This window comes from Streptomyces chryseus, from assembly GCF_014650755.1.
GTDB lineage: Bacteria > Actinomycetota > Actinomycetes > Streptomycetales > Streptomycetaceae > Streptomyces > Streptomyces chryseus.
In genome coordinates, this window is the sequence record NZ_BMVO01000016.1 from 51,497 (window position 1) to 66,522 (window position 15,026).

The following is a 15,026-nucleotide window of genomic DNA, read 5'->3' on the forward strand; positions in this document are numbered from 1 at the left end:
TGCGGCACGGGGCGGGGCAGCGCTCCGCGCGGCGGTCAGAGCGTGCGCAGCAGCAGCGCCGGGTGCTCCACACAGTCCGCCACGTACCGCAGGAACCCGCCCGCGGTCCCCCCGTCGCACACCCGGTGGTCGAACGTCAGCGACAACTGCACCACCTTGCGCACCGCCAACTCCCCGTCGTGCACCCAGGGCTTGGGGACGATCCGCCCGACCCCGAGCATCGCCGCCTCCGGGTGGTTGATGATCGGCGTGGACCCGTCGACCCCGAACACCCCGTAGTTGTTCAGCGTGAACGTGCCGCCCGTCAGCTCCGCCGGCGTCAGCACCCCCTTGCGGGCCGCTTCCGTCAGCCGCGCGAACTCCGCGCTCAAGTCGTCCACATTGCGGGCGTGCGCGTCCTTCACGACGGGAACCATCAGCCCCCGCTCCGTCTGCGCCGCGAACCCGAGGTGCACGCCGGGCAGGCGCACGATCTCGCGGGAGGCCATGTCGACCGTCGAGTTGAGCTCCGGGAAACGGGCCAGGGCCGCCGTGCAGATCCGGGCCAGCAGCGCCAGTACCGACACCGGCGTTCCGCCCGCCTGGTTCATCGCCGCACGGGCCGCCATGAGCTCGGTCGCGTCCGCGTCCACCCAGCAGGTGGCGTCCGGGATCTCGCTCCGGCTGCGCGACAGCTTGTCCGCCACGGCGCCGCGCATCCCGCGCAGCGGCACCCGCTCCGCCCCGGCGGGGGAAGCCACGGCCACCGGCGCGGGCGCCGCCCGCTCGGGCGCCCGCGCCCCGCGGATCGCGCCCTCCACATCGGCCCGCAGGATCAGCCCGTCGGGCCCCGAGCCCTTCAGCGCCCGCAGGTCGAGGCTGTTCTCCCTGGCCAGCCGCCGCACCAGCGGCGAGATCACCGGCACCGGACCGTCGTGCCCGACGACCTCGGCGACCGCCGGGGCAGCCACCTCGGCGACCGCCACGGCTCCACGAGCCGCGTCCGGCCGGATACGCCGCCGCCGCGCCACCGCGGCGCCCGTGCCGTATCCCACCAGCACGTTCCCCGACGACTCCGCCTCACCCGAAGCGGAGGACCCGGCCGCGGCAGCCGCGTCCACCACCGGAGCCGACCCGGAACCGGCAGCGGCAGCCGGAACCGGGACGGAACCGGAAGCCGGACCGGAATCCGACGCCCCCGCCGACCCCACCGCGACCGTCAGCAGCGGCGACCCGACGGGCAGTTCCGTCCCCTCCTCACCGAAGCGGGCGGTCACCACGCCCCCGTACGGGCACGGCACCTCCACCATCGCCTTGGCCGTCTCCACCTCGACCACCGGCTGGTCGACGGCGACCACATCGCCCACCTCCACCAGCCAGCGCACGATCTCCGCCTCGGTCAGCCCCTCACCGAGGTCGGGCAGCTTGAACTCCAGCACCTTCGGCATCAGCTGCCCGCCTCCCACTGGAGCCGCGCGACCGCGTCGAGCACCCGGTCCACTCCCGGCAGGTGGTGCCGCTCCAGCATCGGTGGCGGATACGGAATGTCGAACCCGGCGACCCGCAGCACCGGCGCCTCCAGATGATGGAAGCAGCGCTCCGTCACCCGGGCGGCGATCTCCCCGCCCGGCCCGCCGAAACCGGTGGACTCGTGGACGACGACCGCGCGCCCGGTACGCCGTACCGAAGCGGCCACCGTCTCGTCGTCGAACGGCACGAGCGAGCGCAGATCGACGACCTCCAGGTCCCAGCCCTCCGCCTCGGCCGCCTCCGCCGCCTCCATGCACACCGGCAGGGACGGCCCGTACGTGATGAGCGTCGCGCTGCGCCCGGAGCGCCGCACGACCGCGCGACCGATCGGCTCGACGGCCGCCGGCGCCTCGGGCGACCACGCCGCCTTCGACCAGTACAACCGCTTCGGCTCCAGGAAGACGACCGGGTCGTCCGAGGCGATCGCCGCCCGCATCAGCCCGTACGCGTCCTCGACCGTCGCCGGCGTCACGACATGGAGCCCCGGAGTCGCCATGTAGTACGCCTCGGACGAGTCGCTGTGGTGCTCGACGCCGCCGATCCCGCCGCCGTACGGCACCCGGATCACCATCGGCATCGGCATCGCGCCGCGCGTGCGGTTGCGCATCCGTGCCACATGGCTGATGAGCTGCTCGAACGCCGGGTAGGCGAACGCGTCGAACTGCATCTCGACGACCGGCCGCAGCCCGTACATCGCCATGCCCACGGCCGTTCCCAGGATCCCCGCCTCGGCGAGCGGGGTGTCCGTGACCCGGTCCTCGCCGAACTCCTTCACGAGCCCGTCGGTGACCCGGAAGACCCCGCCGAGCGCGCCGACGTCCTCGCCCATCACGTGGACGGACGGATCCTCGGCCATCGCGTCGCGCAGCGCCCGGCCGAGGGCCTGCGCCATCGTCGCCGGCTTGGCGGGCTTCGCGTCGACCGTGGTCGTCGCTGCCGTCGTCATCGCTCGTCCTCCGCATCGAGCTCGGCCCGCAGCAGGGCTTCCTGCTCCCTGAGGTGCGCGGTCTTCTCGGCGTAGACGTGCGCGAAAAGGTCCATGGGGTCGAGCACCGGATCCGCGTTCATGCGCTCGCGCAGCTCGGCGGCCATCGTCTCGGCGGCCTCCCGGGCTTCCCGTACGCCGTCCTCGTCCAGCATTCCGCGCTCCGTGAGTTCCCGCTCCATGAGCTGGACCGGGTCGTGGGCGCGCCATGCCTCGACCTCGGCGTCGCCCCGGTAGCGGGTCGCGTCGTCGGCGTTCGTGTGGGCGTCCATCCGGTACGTGACGGCCTCGACCAGCGTCGGGCCGCCACCGCGGCGGGCTCGCGCCACCGCCTCGGCCAGCACCTCGTGCACGGCGGCGGCGTCGTTGCCGTCGACCAGCCGACCCGGCATGCCGTACCCGACGGCCTTGTGGGCCAGGGACGGGGCGGCGGTCTGCTTGGCGAGCGGCACGGAGATGGCGAAGCCGTTGTTCTGCACGAGGAAGACGACCGGCGCCCGCCAGACGGCGGCGAAGTTCAGCGCCTCGTGGAAGTCGCCCTCGCTGGTGCCGCCGTCACCGACCATGGCGAGCGCGACGACGTCGTCGCCCTTGAGGCGGGCCGCGTGCGCCAGGCCCACCGCGTGCGGCAGCTGGGTCGCCAGCGGGGTGCACAGCGGTGCGATGCGGTGCTCGCGCGGGTCGTAACCGGTGTGCCAGTCGCCCCGCAGCAGCGTCAGCGCCTGTACGGGGTCCAGTCCGCGCACCACGGCGGCGAGGGTGTCCCGGTAGCTCGGGAAGAGCCAGTCCCGCTCCTCCAGGACGAGCGCGGCCGCGACCTCGCAGGCCTCCTGGCCCGTGCTGGAGGGGTAGACGGCGAGGCGGCCCTGCTTGGTGAGAGCGGTCGCCTGCGTGTTGTACCTGCGGCCGCGGACCAGCTCCGCGTAGAGCCTGCGCATGAGCCCGGCGTCGAGCCGGGCGGCGGCGGCCGTGCCGAGCACGCGGTGCGGCTCGCTGTCCGGGAGCAGCGGGGCGGGGTCCGTGCGGGGCTTCCAGGCCGGGGGAGGAACCGGCCGGTAGGCGGCGGCACCGGGCAGGTCCTGGGCCGGCTCGACCGGCCGCACCGTCATGGTGCTCTTCTTCATCGCGTGCACCTCCTCGTGGGAGCGGTGAGAGGGCACAGCAATGTGGTGTGCCTCACCTACCGATTGTTCGGTCGTGGACGCAATTTGGCTACAGGCGCCTTCAGCCTGTGGACAAACGGTTCTCCACAGCCTGGGATAGGGGCAGGTCGTCCATGAGAGGGAGGCGGGGGGACATGGCAGCTGAACAAATGGCCGACGCGGGAGCGCGCCCGCCGGCGCGCCCGCTCGACGCGATCGACCGCGACATCCTGCGGATGCTCCAGACGGACGGCCGCGCGTCGATACGGTCCGTGGCCGAGCGGGTGCACGTGTCGCGCGCCAACGCCTACGCGCGCATCAACCGCCTCATCGACGACGGCGTGATCCGCGGCTTCAGCGCGCGCGTGGACCACGAACGCGCGGGGCAGGGAGCATCGGCGTACATCACGCTCAAGATCGTGCAGAACTCCTGGCGCACGGTCCGCGAACGCCTTCAGGAGCTGCCGGGCGCCGCGCACATCGCGCTGGTCAGCGGGGATTTCGACGTACTGCTGCTGGTCCACACGGCGGACAACAGGGCGCTGCGCGAACTCGTACTGACGAAGATCCAGTCGATCCCGGAGGTGCTCAGCACCCGCACCCTGCTGGTCTTCGAGGAGACCGACCTCGACACGGCCGCCTCACCACAGCCGCCCCAGCTGCCCCCACCGCCCCACGAGCCGTAGGCAGCGGGGGCCCCGTGCGCCCATGGGTCGTGAGGAACCTCAGCGACTGGTCCGCAGCCCGTCGAAGGCCAGGCGCACCACGGTCTCGGCCAGCTGCTCCCCGTCCGTACCACCGCCCCCGGCCGCCTGCGGCCGGTACCACTCCACCAGCGAGTTGATCATTCCGAACAGCAGCCGCGTCGCCATGCGTATGTCGACATCGGCCCGCAGGTCGCCGTCGGCCGCCGCCGCCTTCATCAGATCCGCGACCCGCTGGTCGAACTCGCGCCGCCGCTCCAGGGCCCAGCGCTCCGCCTTCGTGTTGCCGCGTACGCGAAGGAGCAGCGTGACGTACGGCAGCTCCGCCATCAGCACCTCCACGGTGCGGCGGGTGACGTACTCGACCTGCTCGACCGCCCGGCCGCGCGAGGCCCCCGGCTCGTCGAGGATGCCGAAGAGCCCGTCGAGCGCGCGGCTGACGGCCCGGCGCAGCAGCTCCTCCTTGCCCGCGACGTGGTGGTAGATCGACGACTTCGAGATGCCGGCGGCCTTGGAGAGGTGCTCCATGGACGTGCCGTCGTAACCGCGCTCGTTGAAGACCCGGACGGCGACCGACAGGAGCGTCTCGGGGGTGTACGTGTCGCGCTTGGCGGTGGTCATCAGGCGCCCTCCTCCTTGGCGGCGAACGCCTGCCGGTGGAGCGCCAGGGACGGGGCGTAGCGCCCGGTCGGGCAGCACTCGTGCAGGTTCTTGAGCAGGTCGTACGCCCAGTCCCGGCCGAGCGCACGGCTCCACTCGACCGGCCCCAGCGGGTAGTTCACGCCGAGCCGCATCGCCGTGTCGATGTCCTCCGCCGAGGCGACGCCCCGCGCGACGGCGTCCGCCGCCAGGTCGACGAGCATCGCGACCGTACGGGCGACGATCATGCCGGGGACGTCACCGATGACGCTGACGTCCTTGCCCAGCCGCTGGAAGAGCCCGGTGGCCTCGGCGACCGCCCGCGCGGACGTGTCCTCGGATGCGGACAGCGCGATGCGGGTGGCGCCCCGGTAGTCGAGCGCGAGGTCGAAGTACACGACGTCGGCGTACTCGACAGAGGTCCGTCCGTCGGCCGGCACGAGCTGCCCCTCGCCCGGCAGCTCGATGTACGGGCCGCCCGCCTCGACGCGCTCCACCGCGACGCCGGCCTCCTCCATCATCGCGACGAGCACGTCGGCGTGGCCCAGGTCCCCGACGACGGTGACGGCTTCGGGAGCCTCCTCGGGGGCGGCGGTGCGCGGAGCGGGCCGGGCCGCCCCTTCCGTTCCGTACGGATACCAGCCGTGGCCCGACTTGCGGCCCAGCCGCCCCGACTCGACGAGGCGGCGCTGGGCGAGGGAGGGCACGAACTTGGGGCTCTGGAAGAACGACTCCCACACCGACCGGCTGACGGCTTCGTTGACGTCCTGCCCGATCAGGTCGGTCAGCTCGAACGGACCCATCCTGAAGCCGCCGGACTCGCGCAGCACGGCGTCGATCGTGGCCGGGTCCGCGCCCTGCTCCTCGTACACCGCGAAGGCCTCGGCGTAGAAGGGGCGGGCGATGCGGTTGACGATGAAGCCGGGGGTGTCGGCGCACCGGACCGGGGTCTTGCCCCAGGCGGCCGCCGTCGCCCACGCGCGCGTGGCGCTCTTCTCGTCCGTCGCGAAGCCGCTGACGACCTCGACGAGGGGCAGCAGCGGCGCGGGGTTGAAGAAGTGCAGGCCCACGAAACGGCCGGGGTTCCTCAGGGGGCCCGCGATGGCCGTGACGGAGAGGGAGGAGGTGTTGGTGGCCAGGAGGCAGTCGTCGGCGACGACCGCTTCGAGCGCGGTGAAGAGCTGCTGCTTGACCGGCAGGTGCTCGACGATCGCCTCGACGACGAGCGCGGCGTCCGCGAGCTCGGCAAGGTCCCCTGCGGTGTGCAGCCGGGCGCGCGCGGCGTCCGCGCCCTGCCGGTCGAGCCTGCCCTTCTCGACCAGCCGGTCCAGACGGGCGCCCACGGCCTCGGCGGCCTCGGCGGCCCTGCCGGGGCCCGCGTCGTACAGCCGCACCGGGTGACCGGCCAGAAGAGCGACCTGGGCGATGCCCTGACCCATGGTGCCGGTGCCGACGACGGCGACGGTGCGGGCTCGATCGATAGCTGTCATGACCCGATCCTCCCGTACGAGTTGTCCACAGGTTTTACCGGGCCCTCTTGTCCCGACCGATCGTTCGGTTACTGTATCTCGTGTCCGCCTGTCCCTGCCCAGCTCGACGAGGAGTTGGTCCGCCGTGGCCGCCGAACTCACCACTTCCCAGCTGTCCGAGAAGCACCGGACCACGCTCGACCAGGCGCTCGACGTGATCCGCACGCGGGCCTACTGGTCCCCGCACCCCGAGCACCCCAAGGCCTACGGCGAGAACGGCAGTCTCGGCGCCGCCGAAGGACTCGCGGCCTTCCAGGCCCTTCAGGGCAGCCGCTTCGCACTCGACCAGCCCGGCACCGACGGCTGGACGGGCACAGAGGTCTCGCCGTACGGCCCGGACCTGGGCATCGAGTACCCGCACGCCGACCTCGACGTACTGCTGCCGGCGATGCGGGCGGGCATGGGCGCCTGGCGGGCGGCCGGCCCCGAGAACCGCGCCCTGGTCTGCCTGGAGATCCTGTCGCGCATCAGCGCCCGTACGCACGAGTTCGCGCACGCGGTCATGCACACCAGCGGCCAGGCGTTCATGATGGCGTTCCAGGCGGGCGGCCCGCACGCGCAGGACCGCGGCCTGGAGGCCGTGGCGTACGCGTACGCCGAGCAGACCCGCACCCCCGGCGCGGCCGAGTGGTCCAAGCCGCAGGGCAAGCGCGACCCGCTCAACCTCAGCAAGTCCTTCACCGCCGTGCCGCGCGGCATCGCGCTCCTGATCGGCTGCAACACCTTCCCCACCTGGAACGGCTACCCCGGCCTCTTCGCCTCGCTGGCCACCGGCAACCCGGTCCTGGTCAAGCCGCACCCCCGCGCGGTGCTCCCGCTGGCCCTCACGGTCCAGGTCGCCCGCGAGGTCCTCGGCGAGGCCGGGTTCGACCCGAACCTGGTGGCCCTGGCGGCCGAGCGCCCCGGCGAGGGCATCGCGAAGACCCTCGCGACCCGCCCAGAGATCCGGATCATCGACTACACCGGGTCCACCTCCTTCGGCGACTGGCTGGAGGCCAACGCCCGCCAGGCCCAGGTCTACACGGAGAAGGCCGGCGTCAACACGGTCGTCATCGACTCCACGGACGACTACAAGGGGATGCTGTCCAACCTGGCGTTCTCCCTGTCGCTCTACAGCGGGCAGATGTGCACCACCCCGCAGAACCTCCTGATCCCGAGGGACGGGATCACGACCGACGCGGGCGAGAAGTCCTACGACGAGGTGGTCGCCGACCTCGCGGCCTCGGTCGCCGGACTCCTGGGCGACGACGCCCGCGCGAACGCGCTGCTGGGCGCCCTGGTCAATCCCGACGTCAAGGCCCGCCTCGAAGCCGCGGCGGAGCTGGGCGAAGTCGCTCTGCCTTCGAGGGAGATCACCAACCCGGACTTCCCCGAGGCGGTGGTCCGTACGCCGGTCATGGTCAAGCTCGACGGTGCCAAGCCGGACGCCGAAGCGGCCTACATGTCCGAGTGCTTCGGCCCGGTCTCCTTCGCGGTCGCCGTCAACTCCACCGAGGACGGCCTGGAGCTGCTGCGCCGTACGGTGCGGGAGAAGGGCGCCATGACGGTCGGCGCGTACACGACCTCGCAGGTCACGGAGGCCGCCGTCGAGGAGGTCTGCCTGGAGGAGTCGGCGCAGCTCTCGCTGAACCTCACGGGCGGGGTCTACGTCAACCAGACGGCGGCGTTCTCCGACTTCCACGGCTCGGGCGGCAACCCGGCGGCCAACGCCGCGCTGTGCGACGCGGCCTTCGTCGCCAACCGCTTCCGGATGGTCGAGGTACGCCGCCAGGCATAACCACCTCGGCCCCCGGCCGGTCACCGGCCCGTCGTCGTCCCGCTCACGCGGGGGCGGCGGCGGGCGGCCCGCCCCAGTGGAACAGCGTCATGGCCACACTGGTCGCCAGGTTGTAGCTGGAGACCTGCGGCCGCATGGGCAGGGCGACCAGCCTGGTCGCGCGGGCGCGCAGCTCCGGTGAGATGCCGTGGCGCTCCGAGCCGAAGGCCAGGAGGGCGTCGTCGGGGATGTCCACCGACCGGATGTCCTCGCCCTCCGGGTCCAGGACGTACAGCGGGCCCGGCGGCAGCGCGTCGATGCTCCTGCGCTCGACGGCCGTGGCGTAGTGGAGCCCGGCACCCGCGCGTACGACGTTGGGGTGCCACGGGTCCATGTCTCCGGTCGTGACGACGCCCGTGGCGCCGAAACCGGCGGCCAGCCGGACGACCGCTCCGACGTTGCCGAGATTGCGGGGGTTGTCCAGCACGACGATCGGGGCCGGCCTCGGCAGCCGGGAAAGCGTCTGCGCGTTCGCGTCGGCGTCCCGCCGGACCGCCAGTGCGGCCACCGCCGTCGTGTGAATCCTGGGGACCAGCTCGCGCAGGGCGTCGGCCGGAATCTCGACGACGGACCGCGCGAGCACCCCCGACAGGTCGTCGGCCAGTTCCCGGGCGAGCGCCAGCACCGCGCGCCGGTCGCTCGCGAGGGTCAGCCGCACGTCCGCGCCGAAGCGCAAGGCGTGCTTCAGGGCATGGAAGCCGTCCAGCAGAACGGCGCTCGGAGCGGCCTCACGCCATTGCCGCATCACGGCCTCGGTCACGTCCTCGGCCACGTCCTCAGTCATGGCCTCAGCCTACGGGGAGCCCGTGGCCAGGGCTTTCACTCGACGAGCGTACGGACCTGCTCCTCCCGCGGTCCCCGTTCCACCGGGGCCGCCTCCACATCACCGCGACGCGGCCGCACCCGCGCCGCCCGGTGACCGACGCGCCGCAGGAAGCCGGTCGGCAGGAAGACCGCGTCGGCGGCGATCATCGCGAGCGAGAAGAAGGGCAGCCCGAGCAGGACGGCGATCGCCGCGTGCTCGGCGATCATGACCGCGAGCAGGACGTTCTTGACCCGCCGGTTGAACAGCGTGAAGGGGAAGGCGACCTGGACGACCACCGTCCCGTACGTCAGCAGCATCACGATCACACCGCTGGACGCGAGCAGTCCGGACAGCCCGGGCCAGGGCGAGAAGTAGTCCAGGTGCAGCGGGTAGTAGAGCGCCGTGCCGTCCTGCCAGCGCGAGCCCTGGATCTTGTACCAGCCCGCGGTGGCATAGACGAGGCAGACCTCCGCCATGATCACGACGAGGCCGGCGTTGTGCACGACATTGGTGACGACGTCCAGCAGGATGCGCGGCTGCCCGGGGGCGTAGCGCCCGGCCGCCCACCACAGGGCGTGCACGGCCAGCAGCCCCCAGAAGATCAGCAGCCAGCCCCCGTCGATCTCGCCCGTGAACGTCACCGCGGCCAGGCAGGCCCCCAGCGCGACCCACAGGACCGGCCCCACCCGGTCGGCGCGGCCGGCGTCGCGCCGCGCGTCCAGCGACCACACCTGCCCGCACCGGGTCAGCACGAGGTAGATCGCCATGAGGTGGATGACGTTGTCGCCGCCGTCGCCCATGAAGATGCTGCGGTTCTGCAGCGACAGTACGCCGATCATGAAGAGGACGGACATCGTCCGGGTGCGCCAGCCCACCATCAGCAGCGCCGCGGAGACGACCGCGAGCCCGTAGACGATCTCGAACCACACCGTGCTCTGCGACCACATCAGCGCGGTGAAGGCGTGGTTGTTCCCTATGAGCTGCTGGGCCATGTCCCAGTCCCACGGCCCGTCCGGCCCGTACAGCTCACGGCGGTGCGGGTACTCGAAGAGCAGGAAGAGCAGCCACGTCAGCGAGAACCCGATGCGCACGACAGCGCTCTGGTACGGCCCGAGGGCGGTGGAGGTGACGCGCTGAACGGCGCGCGCCAGCCTGCGCGCCCCCGCCGACCGGGCGGGGACGAAGGTACGGGGGGACGGCGTGGGGGGCGGCGTACGGTCGGGCTCGCTCACCGGGCCGCCTCCGACGCGCTCCGTGCGCCCTCCGGCAGATCCGCCTCGGTCACCGTCCACCAGGGCAGCACCCGGTGGGCCGGCCTGGTGTTCGTCTTCTCGTCGCTCCACGACGGCGCCTTCACCCACTTGGTCTCGGACCTGACCTGTATCCGCTCGATCTCGCCGCCCAGGTCCTGCTGGGCGAGGCGCAGCATCACCGTGCGCCGGACATAGCGCTCGGAGAGGGCGCCGCGCATGCCGTTCGGCTTGTCCGCGTTGTCGTGGGAGGCGGTGTAGAAGTCCCAGGCGCGCCGCAGCGCGTTCTGCACGGTGTGGCTCGGCAGGAGATTGCCGCGGATCGCCTCGCCGTCCTGCGCGGACAGATCGATCCAGCCGGTGGTCTTCCACTGCCCGCCGGCGGTGCGGACCTGCGCCCGCACCTGGACGGCGATGTTCTGCTGGAGCGGGTTGGGAGCGAAGAGCTTCCAGTTCTGCTCGAACTCGGGGTACACCCAGTCGTCGATCGCCTCACCGTTCTGCTTGGTGAGGGTGTTGGACGGCGCGACGTGCAGGAAGACCATCCCGAGATGCACGCAGGCGACGACCCCGACGACGGCGAGCGCGAGGGCCGCCACCGCCTGGTACCGCAAGGAGAGGGCCGCGATGCCGCTCCCCGGTATGCCGGGTGCGCGCGGGGCCTGCGGGGCGCCCGGTCCGGAACCGTCGTCCCGTCCGGCGCTCACGCCCCTGTCCTCGTACGAATCCATCCCGCCCCGATCACCGTCGGCCCGCACAGTTATCCACAGGGTTGACACCCTACGGGCCACCGACTCACCATTGAAGCCATCGGACCGAACGATCGGTCGGTCGGGACGCCGGCAAGGACGACACCGGCAGAGACGGCAGGGGGCTCGGATGGCTACAGCAGCTGCGCACCGCACGACGGCTGAGGCGCAGGCCGCGGAGGCGGAGCGCACGGCCGCCCACGAGGCGGCGTTCGACGCCGCGGTGGCGGCGGACGAGCGCATCGAGCCCCGGGACTGGATGCCGGACGCCTACCGGGCCTCGCTGGTCCGCCAGATGGCCCAGCACGCCCACTCGGAGATCATCGGCATGCAGCCGGAGGCCAACTGGATCACGCGCGCGCCCTCGCTGCGCCGCAAGGCGATCCTGATGGCCAAGGTGCAGGACGAGGCGGGACACGGGCTGTACCTCTACAGCGCCGCCGAGACCCTGGGCACCGGACGCGAAGAGCTCCTCGACAAGCTCCACTCGGGCCGCCAGAAGTACTCGTCGATCTTCAACTACCCCACGCTGACCTGGGCCGACGTCGGCGCCATCGGCTGGCTGGTGGACGGCGCCGCGATCACCAACCAGGTGCCGCTGTGCCGCTGCTCCTACGGACCGTACGCCCGCGCGATGGTCCGGATCTGCAAGGAGGAGTCCTTCCACCAGCGCCAGGGGTACGAGCTGCTGCTCCACCTCAGCAACGGAACACCCGAGCAGCACGCGATGGCGCAGGACGCGGTGGACCGCTGGTGGTGGCCGTCGCTGATGATGTTCGGCCCGCCGGACGACGAGTCGGCCCATTCGGCCCAGTCCATGACCTGGAAGATCAAGCGCCACTCCAACGACGAGCTGCGCCAGCGCTTCGTCGACATCGCCGTCCCGCAGGCCGAGGCGCTCGGGCTCACCCTGCCCGACCCGGACCTGCGGTGGAACGAGGTGCGCGGGCACTACGACTTCGGCGCGATCGACTGGGACGAGTTCTGGGACGTACTGAAGGGCAACGGTCCCTGCAACGAGCAGCGGATCTCACAGCGGCGCACGGCGCACGAAGAAGGCGCCTGGGTCCGGGAGGCGGCGAGCGCGTACGCCGCGAAGCACGGGAAGGCAGCAGCATGACCCACTCCGACTGGCCGCTCTGGGAGGTGTTCGTGCGCTCGCGCCGCGGACTGTCCCACACCCACGCCGGCAGCCTCCACGCACCGGACGCCGAGATGGCCCTGCGCAACGCCCGCGACCTCTACACCCGCAGGTCCGAGGGCGTCTCGCTGTGGGTCGTCCCGTCCACGGCGATCACGGCCTCCTCACCGGACGAGAAGGACCCCTTCTTCGAGCCGGCCGCCGACAAGCCCTACCGGCACCCCACGTTCTACGAGATCCCCGAAGGGGTGCGGCACCTGTGAACCGCGTACCGGCGACCGCCGCACCCGCGGCCCTCGCCCTCGGCGACGACGCGCTGGTTCTCTCGCACCGGCTGGGGGAGTGGGCGGGCCACGCCCCCGTGCTGGAAGAGGAAGTGGCCCTCGCGAACATCGCACTGGACCTGCTGGGGCAGGCCCGCGTCCTGCTCTCCCTCGTCGGCGACGAGGACGAGCTGGCGTACCTCCGCGAGGAACGGGCCTTTCGCAACCTCCAGCTCGTCGAGCAGCCGAACGGCGACTTCGCGCAGACCATCGCGCGCCAGCTCTACTTCTCCACCTACCAGGAGCTGCTGTACGGACAGCTGGCGGCCGGGGACGGCGAGTTCGCGCCCCTGGCGGCGAAAGCGGTCAAGGAGGTCGCTTACCACCGGGACCACGCCGAGCACTGGACGCTGCGCCTCGGCGACGGCACGCCGGAGAGCCACGAGCGGATGCAGCGGGGCTGCGACGCGCTGTGGCGCTTCACCGGCGAGATGTTCCAGCCCGTCGAGGGCGTCGACGCCGACTGGCAGAAGCTGGAGAACGCCTGGCGGGAGTCGGTCGGCGCGGTGCTTCAGCGGGCGACGCTCATCGTGCCCGAGGGGCCGCGCGGCGGCGCCTGGACGGCCGGAGCCGGCCGCCAGGGCCTGCACACGGAACCGTTCGGGCGGATGATCGCCGAGATGCAGCACCTGCACCGCAGCCACCCGGGGGCGACATGGTGACCGAGACGCACCTGGAGGCCGAGCTGCGCAGGGTCGCGGGCGCGGTCCCCGACCCCGAGCTGCCGGTCCTGACCCTGGAGGAGCTCGGCGTCCTGCGCGCCGTCCACGTCTTCGGGCCCGGCCGGGTCGAGGTCGAGCTGACCCCGACGTACACCGGGTGCCCGGCGATCGAGGCGATGTCCTCGGACATCGAACGCGCGCTGCACGACCACGGCGTACCGGAGGTCTCGGTGCGCACCGTGCTGTCCCCGGCCTGGTCGACGGACGACATCAGCGCCGAGGGCCGCCGCAAGCTGGCGGAGTTCGGTATAGCCCCGCCGCGCCCGCAGCCCGCCGACGGCGGCCCCGTACCCCTCACACTGTCGGTGCGCTGCCCGCACTGCGGCTCCACGGACACCGAACTGCTCAGCCGGTTCTCCTCCACCGCGTGCAAGGCGCTGCGCCGCTGCGTCTCCTGCCGCGAACCGTTCGACCACTTCAAGGAGTTGTAGATGCTGTCCTCAGACGCCGGACGGGCCGGGTTCCATCCGCTCCGGGTCCGCGAGGTCGAGCGGCTCACCGACGACTCCGTGGCCGTCACCCTCACCGTGCCGCCCGAGCTCCGCGAGACCTTCCGGCACGCGCCCGGCCAGCACATAGCGCTGCGCCGCGTGGTGGCCGGCGAGGAGATCCGCCGTACGTACTCGATCTGCGCCCCGGCCACCGCAGCACCGCTGGAGCCGGTGCTGCGGGTGGGCATCAGGCTCGTCGACGGCGGCGACTTCTCGACGTACGCCCTCAAGGAACTGAGCGCCGGCGACACGGTCGAGGCGATGGCGCCGGCGGGCCGCTTCGTCCTGGAGCCACGGCCGGGCCGTTTCGCGGCCGTGGTCGGCGGCAGCGGCATCACGCCGGTGCTCTCGATGGCGGGCACGCTGCTCGCGCGGGAGCCCGACGCCAGTTTCTGTCTCGTCCGCAGCGACCGCACGGCGGCCTCCACGATGTTCCTGGAAGAGGTGGCCGACCTCAAGGACCGCTACCCGGACCGGTTCCAGCTGGTCACCGCGCTGTCGCGGGAGGAACAGCAGGCGGGTCTGCCGTCCGGCCGGCTCGACGAGGAGCGGCTGACCGAACTGCTGCCCGCGCTGCTGCCGGTGGCGGACGTGGACGGCTGGTACCTGTGCGGGCCTTTCGGGCTCGTGCAGGGGGCCGAGCGGGCGCTGCGCGCCCTCGGGGTGGCGAGGAAGCGCATCCACGAGGAGATCTTCCACGTCGACGACGGCACGGCCACGGTGACGAGCGGCCCGGTGACGGCCCCGGCGAGCAGCACCCTCACCGCCACGCTCGACGGCCGGTCGGGCAACTGGCCGGTACTGGACGGCGAGTCGCTGCTGGAGACGGTGCTGCGCAGCCGCGCGGACGCCCCCTACGCCTGCAAGGGCGGAGTCTGCGGCACCTGCCGTGCCTTCCTGGTCTCCGGCGAGGTGCGGATGGACCGCAACTACGCGCTGGAACCGGAGGAGACCGAAGCGGGCTACGTCCTGGCCTGCCAGTCGCACGCGGCGACGGCGGAAGTGGAGCTGGACTTCGACCGCTGAGGCCCGGCTTCCACCGAGCCCGCTTTCCGGGGCCGGCCGCCCCGTGCTGGGCCAGGCTGCGTGCTGGGCCAGGCTGCTTCCGCGCCCCTTCCTTCCCGGGCTGTGTTCTTTTTCAGGAACGTGTTCTATCTTGACGCTCCGTCAGATGACGGACGTCGGATGTGCGCGGTTTCCGGGGCGCGGGAGGGCAAGGAC

The 15,026-nt window shown here is 72.2% G+C and carries 15 protein-coding genes; 7 read left to right on the top strand and 8 right to left on the bottom strand.

The window, feature by feature from the left end:
• Positions 1-35: 35 nt before the first annotated feature.
• From IE185_RS22320 to pdhA, 3 genes are read right to left on the bottom strand one after another with little or no spacing between them, the layout of a single operon-like run.
• A complete protein-coding gene (locus IE185_RS22320; protein WP_189715833.1) occupies positions 36-1,427 on the bottom strand; it encodes a dihydrolipoamide acetyltransferase family protein in 1,392 nt (463 codons plus the stop codon).
• Positions 1,427-2,455: an alpha-ketoacid dehydrogenase subunit beta gene (locus IE185_RS22325; RefSeq protein WP_138898833.1), complete on the bottom strand. Its 1,029-nt coding sequence runs from the start codon at positions 2,453-2,455 to the stop codon at positions 1,427-1,429. The genes IE185_RS22320 and IE185_RS22325 overlap by 1 nt, the downstream gene beginning before the upstream one ends.
• Entirely contained in the window at positions 2,452-3,618 is a 1,167-nt protein-coding gene (pdhA, locus tag IE185_RS22330) for a pyruvate dehydrogenase (acetyl-transferring) E1 component subunit alpha (RefSeq protein WP_189715834.1), read from the bottom strand. The genes IE185_RS22325 and pdhA overlap by 4 nt, the downstream gene beginning before the upstream one ends.
• 173 nt (positions 3,619-3,791) lie before the next feature.
• On the opposite strand from pdhA, the gene IE185_RS22335 reads away from it, so the two are divergent.
• Positions 3,792-4,322 carry an Lrp/AsnC family transcriptional regulator gene (locus tag IE185_RS22335; RefSeq protein ID WP_138909311.1) on the top strand — a complete coding sequence of 177 codons (531 nt, stop codon included), beginning with the start codon at positions 3,792-3,794 and terminating at the stop codon, positions 4,320-4,322.
• A 39-nt stretch (positions 4,323-4,361) separates the two neighbouring features.
• Here IE185_RS22335 and IE185_RS22340 read toward each other — a convergent pair whose 3' ends face one another.
• Together IE185_RS22340 and IE185_RS22345 are read right to left on the bottom strand one after the other, a co-directional pair.
• A complete protein-coding gene (locus IE185_RS22340; protein ID WP_138897724.1) occupies positions 4,362-4,961 on the bottom strand; it encodes a TetR/AcrR family transcriptional regulator in 600 nt (199 codons plus the stop codon).
• Positions 4,961-6,469 carry a 3-hydroxyacyl-CoA dehydrogenase gene (locus tag IE185_RS22345; RefSeq protein ID WP_138897725.1) on the bottom strand — a complete coding sequence of 503 codons (1,509 nt, stop codon included), beginning with the start codon at positions 6,467-6,469 and terminating at the stop codon, positions 4,961-4,963. The genes IE185_RS22340 and IE185_RS22345 overlap by 1 nt, the downstream gene beginning before the upstream one ends.
• A 124-nt stretch (positions 6,470-6,593) precedes the next feature.
• Here IE185_RS22345 and paaN point away from each other — a divergent pair, with 124 nt between their 5' ends.
• Complete coding sequence (gene paaN / locus IE185_RS22350) at positions 6,594-8,285, top strand: phenylacetic acid degradation protein PaaN (protein ID WP_138897726.1); 1,692 nt, start codon at positions 6,594-6,596, stop codon at positions 8,283-8,285.
• Between the two features lie 43 nt (positions 8,286-8,328).
• On the opposite strand, the gene IE185_RS22355 is transcribed toward paaN, so the two are convergent.
• Genes IE185_RS22355 through IE185_RS22365 form a run of 3 tightly spaced genes read right to left on the bottom strand, consistent with a single transcriptional unit; the run spans position 8,329 to position 11,086 of the window.
• Positions 8,329-9,108 (bottom strand): TrmH family RNA methyltransferase, encoded by a 780-nt coding sequence (locus IE185_RS22355; RefSeq protein ID WP_229843636.1) that lies wholly within the window; start codon positions 9,106-9,108, stop codon positions 8,329-8,331.
• 35 nt (positions 9,109-9,143) lie between these two features.
• Positions 9,144-10,361: an HTTM domain-containing protein gene (locus IE185_RS22360; protein ID WP_373303743.1), complete on the bottom strand. Its 1,218-nt coding sequence runs from the start codon at positions 10,359-10,361 to the stop codon at positions 9,144-9,146.
• Positions 10,358-11,086, bottom strand: a complete 729-nt coding sequence (locus IE185_RS22365; RefSeq protein WP_373303744.1) for a DUF5819 family protein — start codon at positions 11,084-11,086, stop codon at positions 10,358-10,360. Before IE185_RS22365 ends, IE185_RS22360 begins: the two co-directional genes overlap by 4 nt.
• A 172-nt stretch (positions 11,087-11,258) precedes the next feature.
• Between IE185_RS22365 and paaA the strand changes: the two genes are divergently transcribed.
• Genes paaA through IE185_RS22390 form a run of 5 tightly spaced genes read left to right on the top strand, consistent with a single transcriptional unit; the run spans position 11,259 to position 14,831 of the window.
• A complete protein-coding gene (gene paaA / locus IE185_RS22370; RefSeq protein ID WP_138898044.1) occupies positions 11,259-12,248 on the top strand; it encodes a 1,2-phenylacetyl-CoA epoxidase subunit PaaA in 990 nt (329 codons plus the stop codon).
• A complete protein-coding gene (paaB, locus tag IE185_RS22375) occupies positions 12,245-12,532 on the top strand; it encodes a 1,2-phenylacetyl-CoA epoxidase subunit PaaB (RefSeq protein WP_138898043.1) in 288 nt (95 codons plus the stop codon). The genes paaA and paaB overlap by 4 nt, the downstream gene beginning before the upstream one ends.
• Positions 12,529-13,254 (top strand): 1,2-phenylacetyl-CoA epoxidase subunit PaaC, encoded by a 726-nt coding sequence (paaC, locus tag IE185_RS22380; RefSeq protein WP_138898042.1) that lies wholly within the window; start codon positions 12,529-12,531, stop codon positions 13,252-13,254. Before paaB ends, paaC begins: the two co-directional genes overlap by 4 nt.
• On the top strand, positions 13,248-13,745 hold the full coding sequence (gene paaD / locus IE185_RS22385; protein ID WP_138898041.1) for a 1,2-phenylacetyl-CoA epoxidase subunit PaaD: 498 nt from the start codon (positions 13,248-13,250) through the stop codon (positions 13,743-13,745). The genes paaC and paaD overlap by 7 nt, the downstream gene beginning before the upstream one ends.
• Positions 13,746-14,831 carry a 2Fe-2S iron-sulfur cluster-binding protein gene (locus tag IE185_RS22390; RefSeq protein ID WP_138898040.1) on the top strand — a complete coding sequence of 362 codons (1,086 nt, stop codon included), beginning with the start codon at positions 13,746-13,748 and terminating at the stop codon, positions 14,829-14,831. It begins immediately after the preceding gene.
• Positions 14,832-15,026 lie beyond the last annotated feature (195 nt).

Coding starts and splice junctions, on each gene's coding strand:
- IE185_RS22355 (WP_229843636.1), bottom strand. CDS start 9,108: ATGACTGAGGACGTGGCCGAGGACGTGACCGAGGCCGTGATGCGGCAA.
- paaD (WP_138898041.1), top strand. CDS start 13,248: ATGGTGACCGAGACGCACCTGGAGGCCGAGCTGCGCAGGGTCGCGGGC.
- pdhA (WP_189715834.1), bottom strand. CDS start 3,618: ATGAAGAAGAGCACCATGACGGTGCGGCCGGTCGAGCCGGCCCAGGAC.
- IE185_RS22325 (WP_138898833.1), bottom strand. CDS start 2,455: ATGACGACGGCAGCGACGACCACGGTCGACGCGAAGCCCGCCAAGCCG.
- paaA (WP_138898044.1), top strand. CDS start 11,259: ATGGCTACAGCAGCTGCGCACCGCACGACGGCTGAGGCGCAGGCCGCG.
- IE185_RS22335 (WP_138909311.1), top strand. CDS start 3,792: ATGGCAGCTGAACAAATGGCCGACGCGGGAGCGCGCCCGCCGGCGCGC.
- IE185_RS22390 (WP_138898040.1), top strand. CDS start 13,746: ATGCTGTCCTCAGACGCCGGACGGGCCGGGTTCCATCCGCTCCGGGTC.
- paaB (WP_138898043.1), top strand. CDS start 12,245: ATGACCCACTCCGACTGGCCGCTCTGGGAGGTGTTCGTGCGCTCGCGC.
- IE185_RS22340 (WP_138897724.1), bottom strand. CDS start 4,961: ATGACCACCGCCAAGCGCGACACGTACACCCCCGAGACGCTCCTGTCG.
- IE185_RS22345 (WP_138897725.1), bottom strand. CDS start 6,469: ATGACAGCTATCGATCGAGCCCGCACCGTCGCCGTCGTCGGCACCGGC.
- IE185_RS22320 (WP_189715833.1), bottom strand. CDS start 1,427: ATGCCGAAGGTGCTGGAGTTCAAGCTGCCCGACCTCGGTGAGGGGCTG.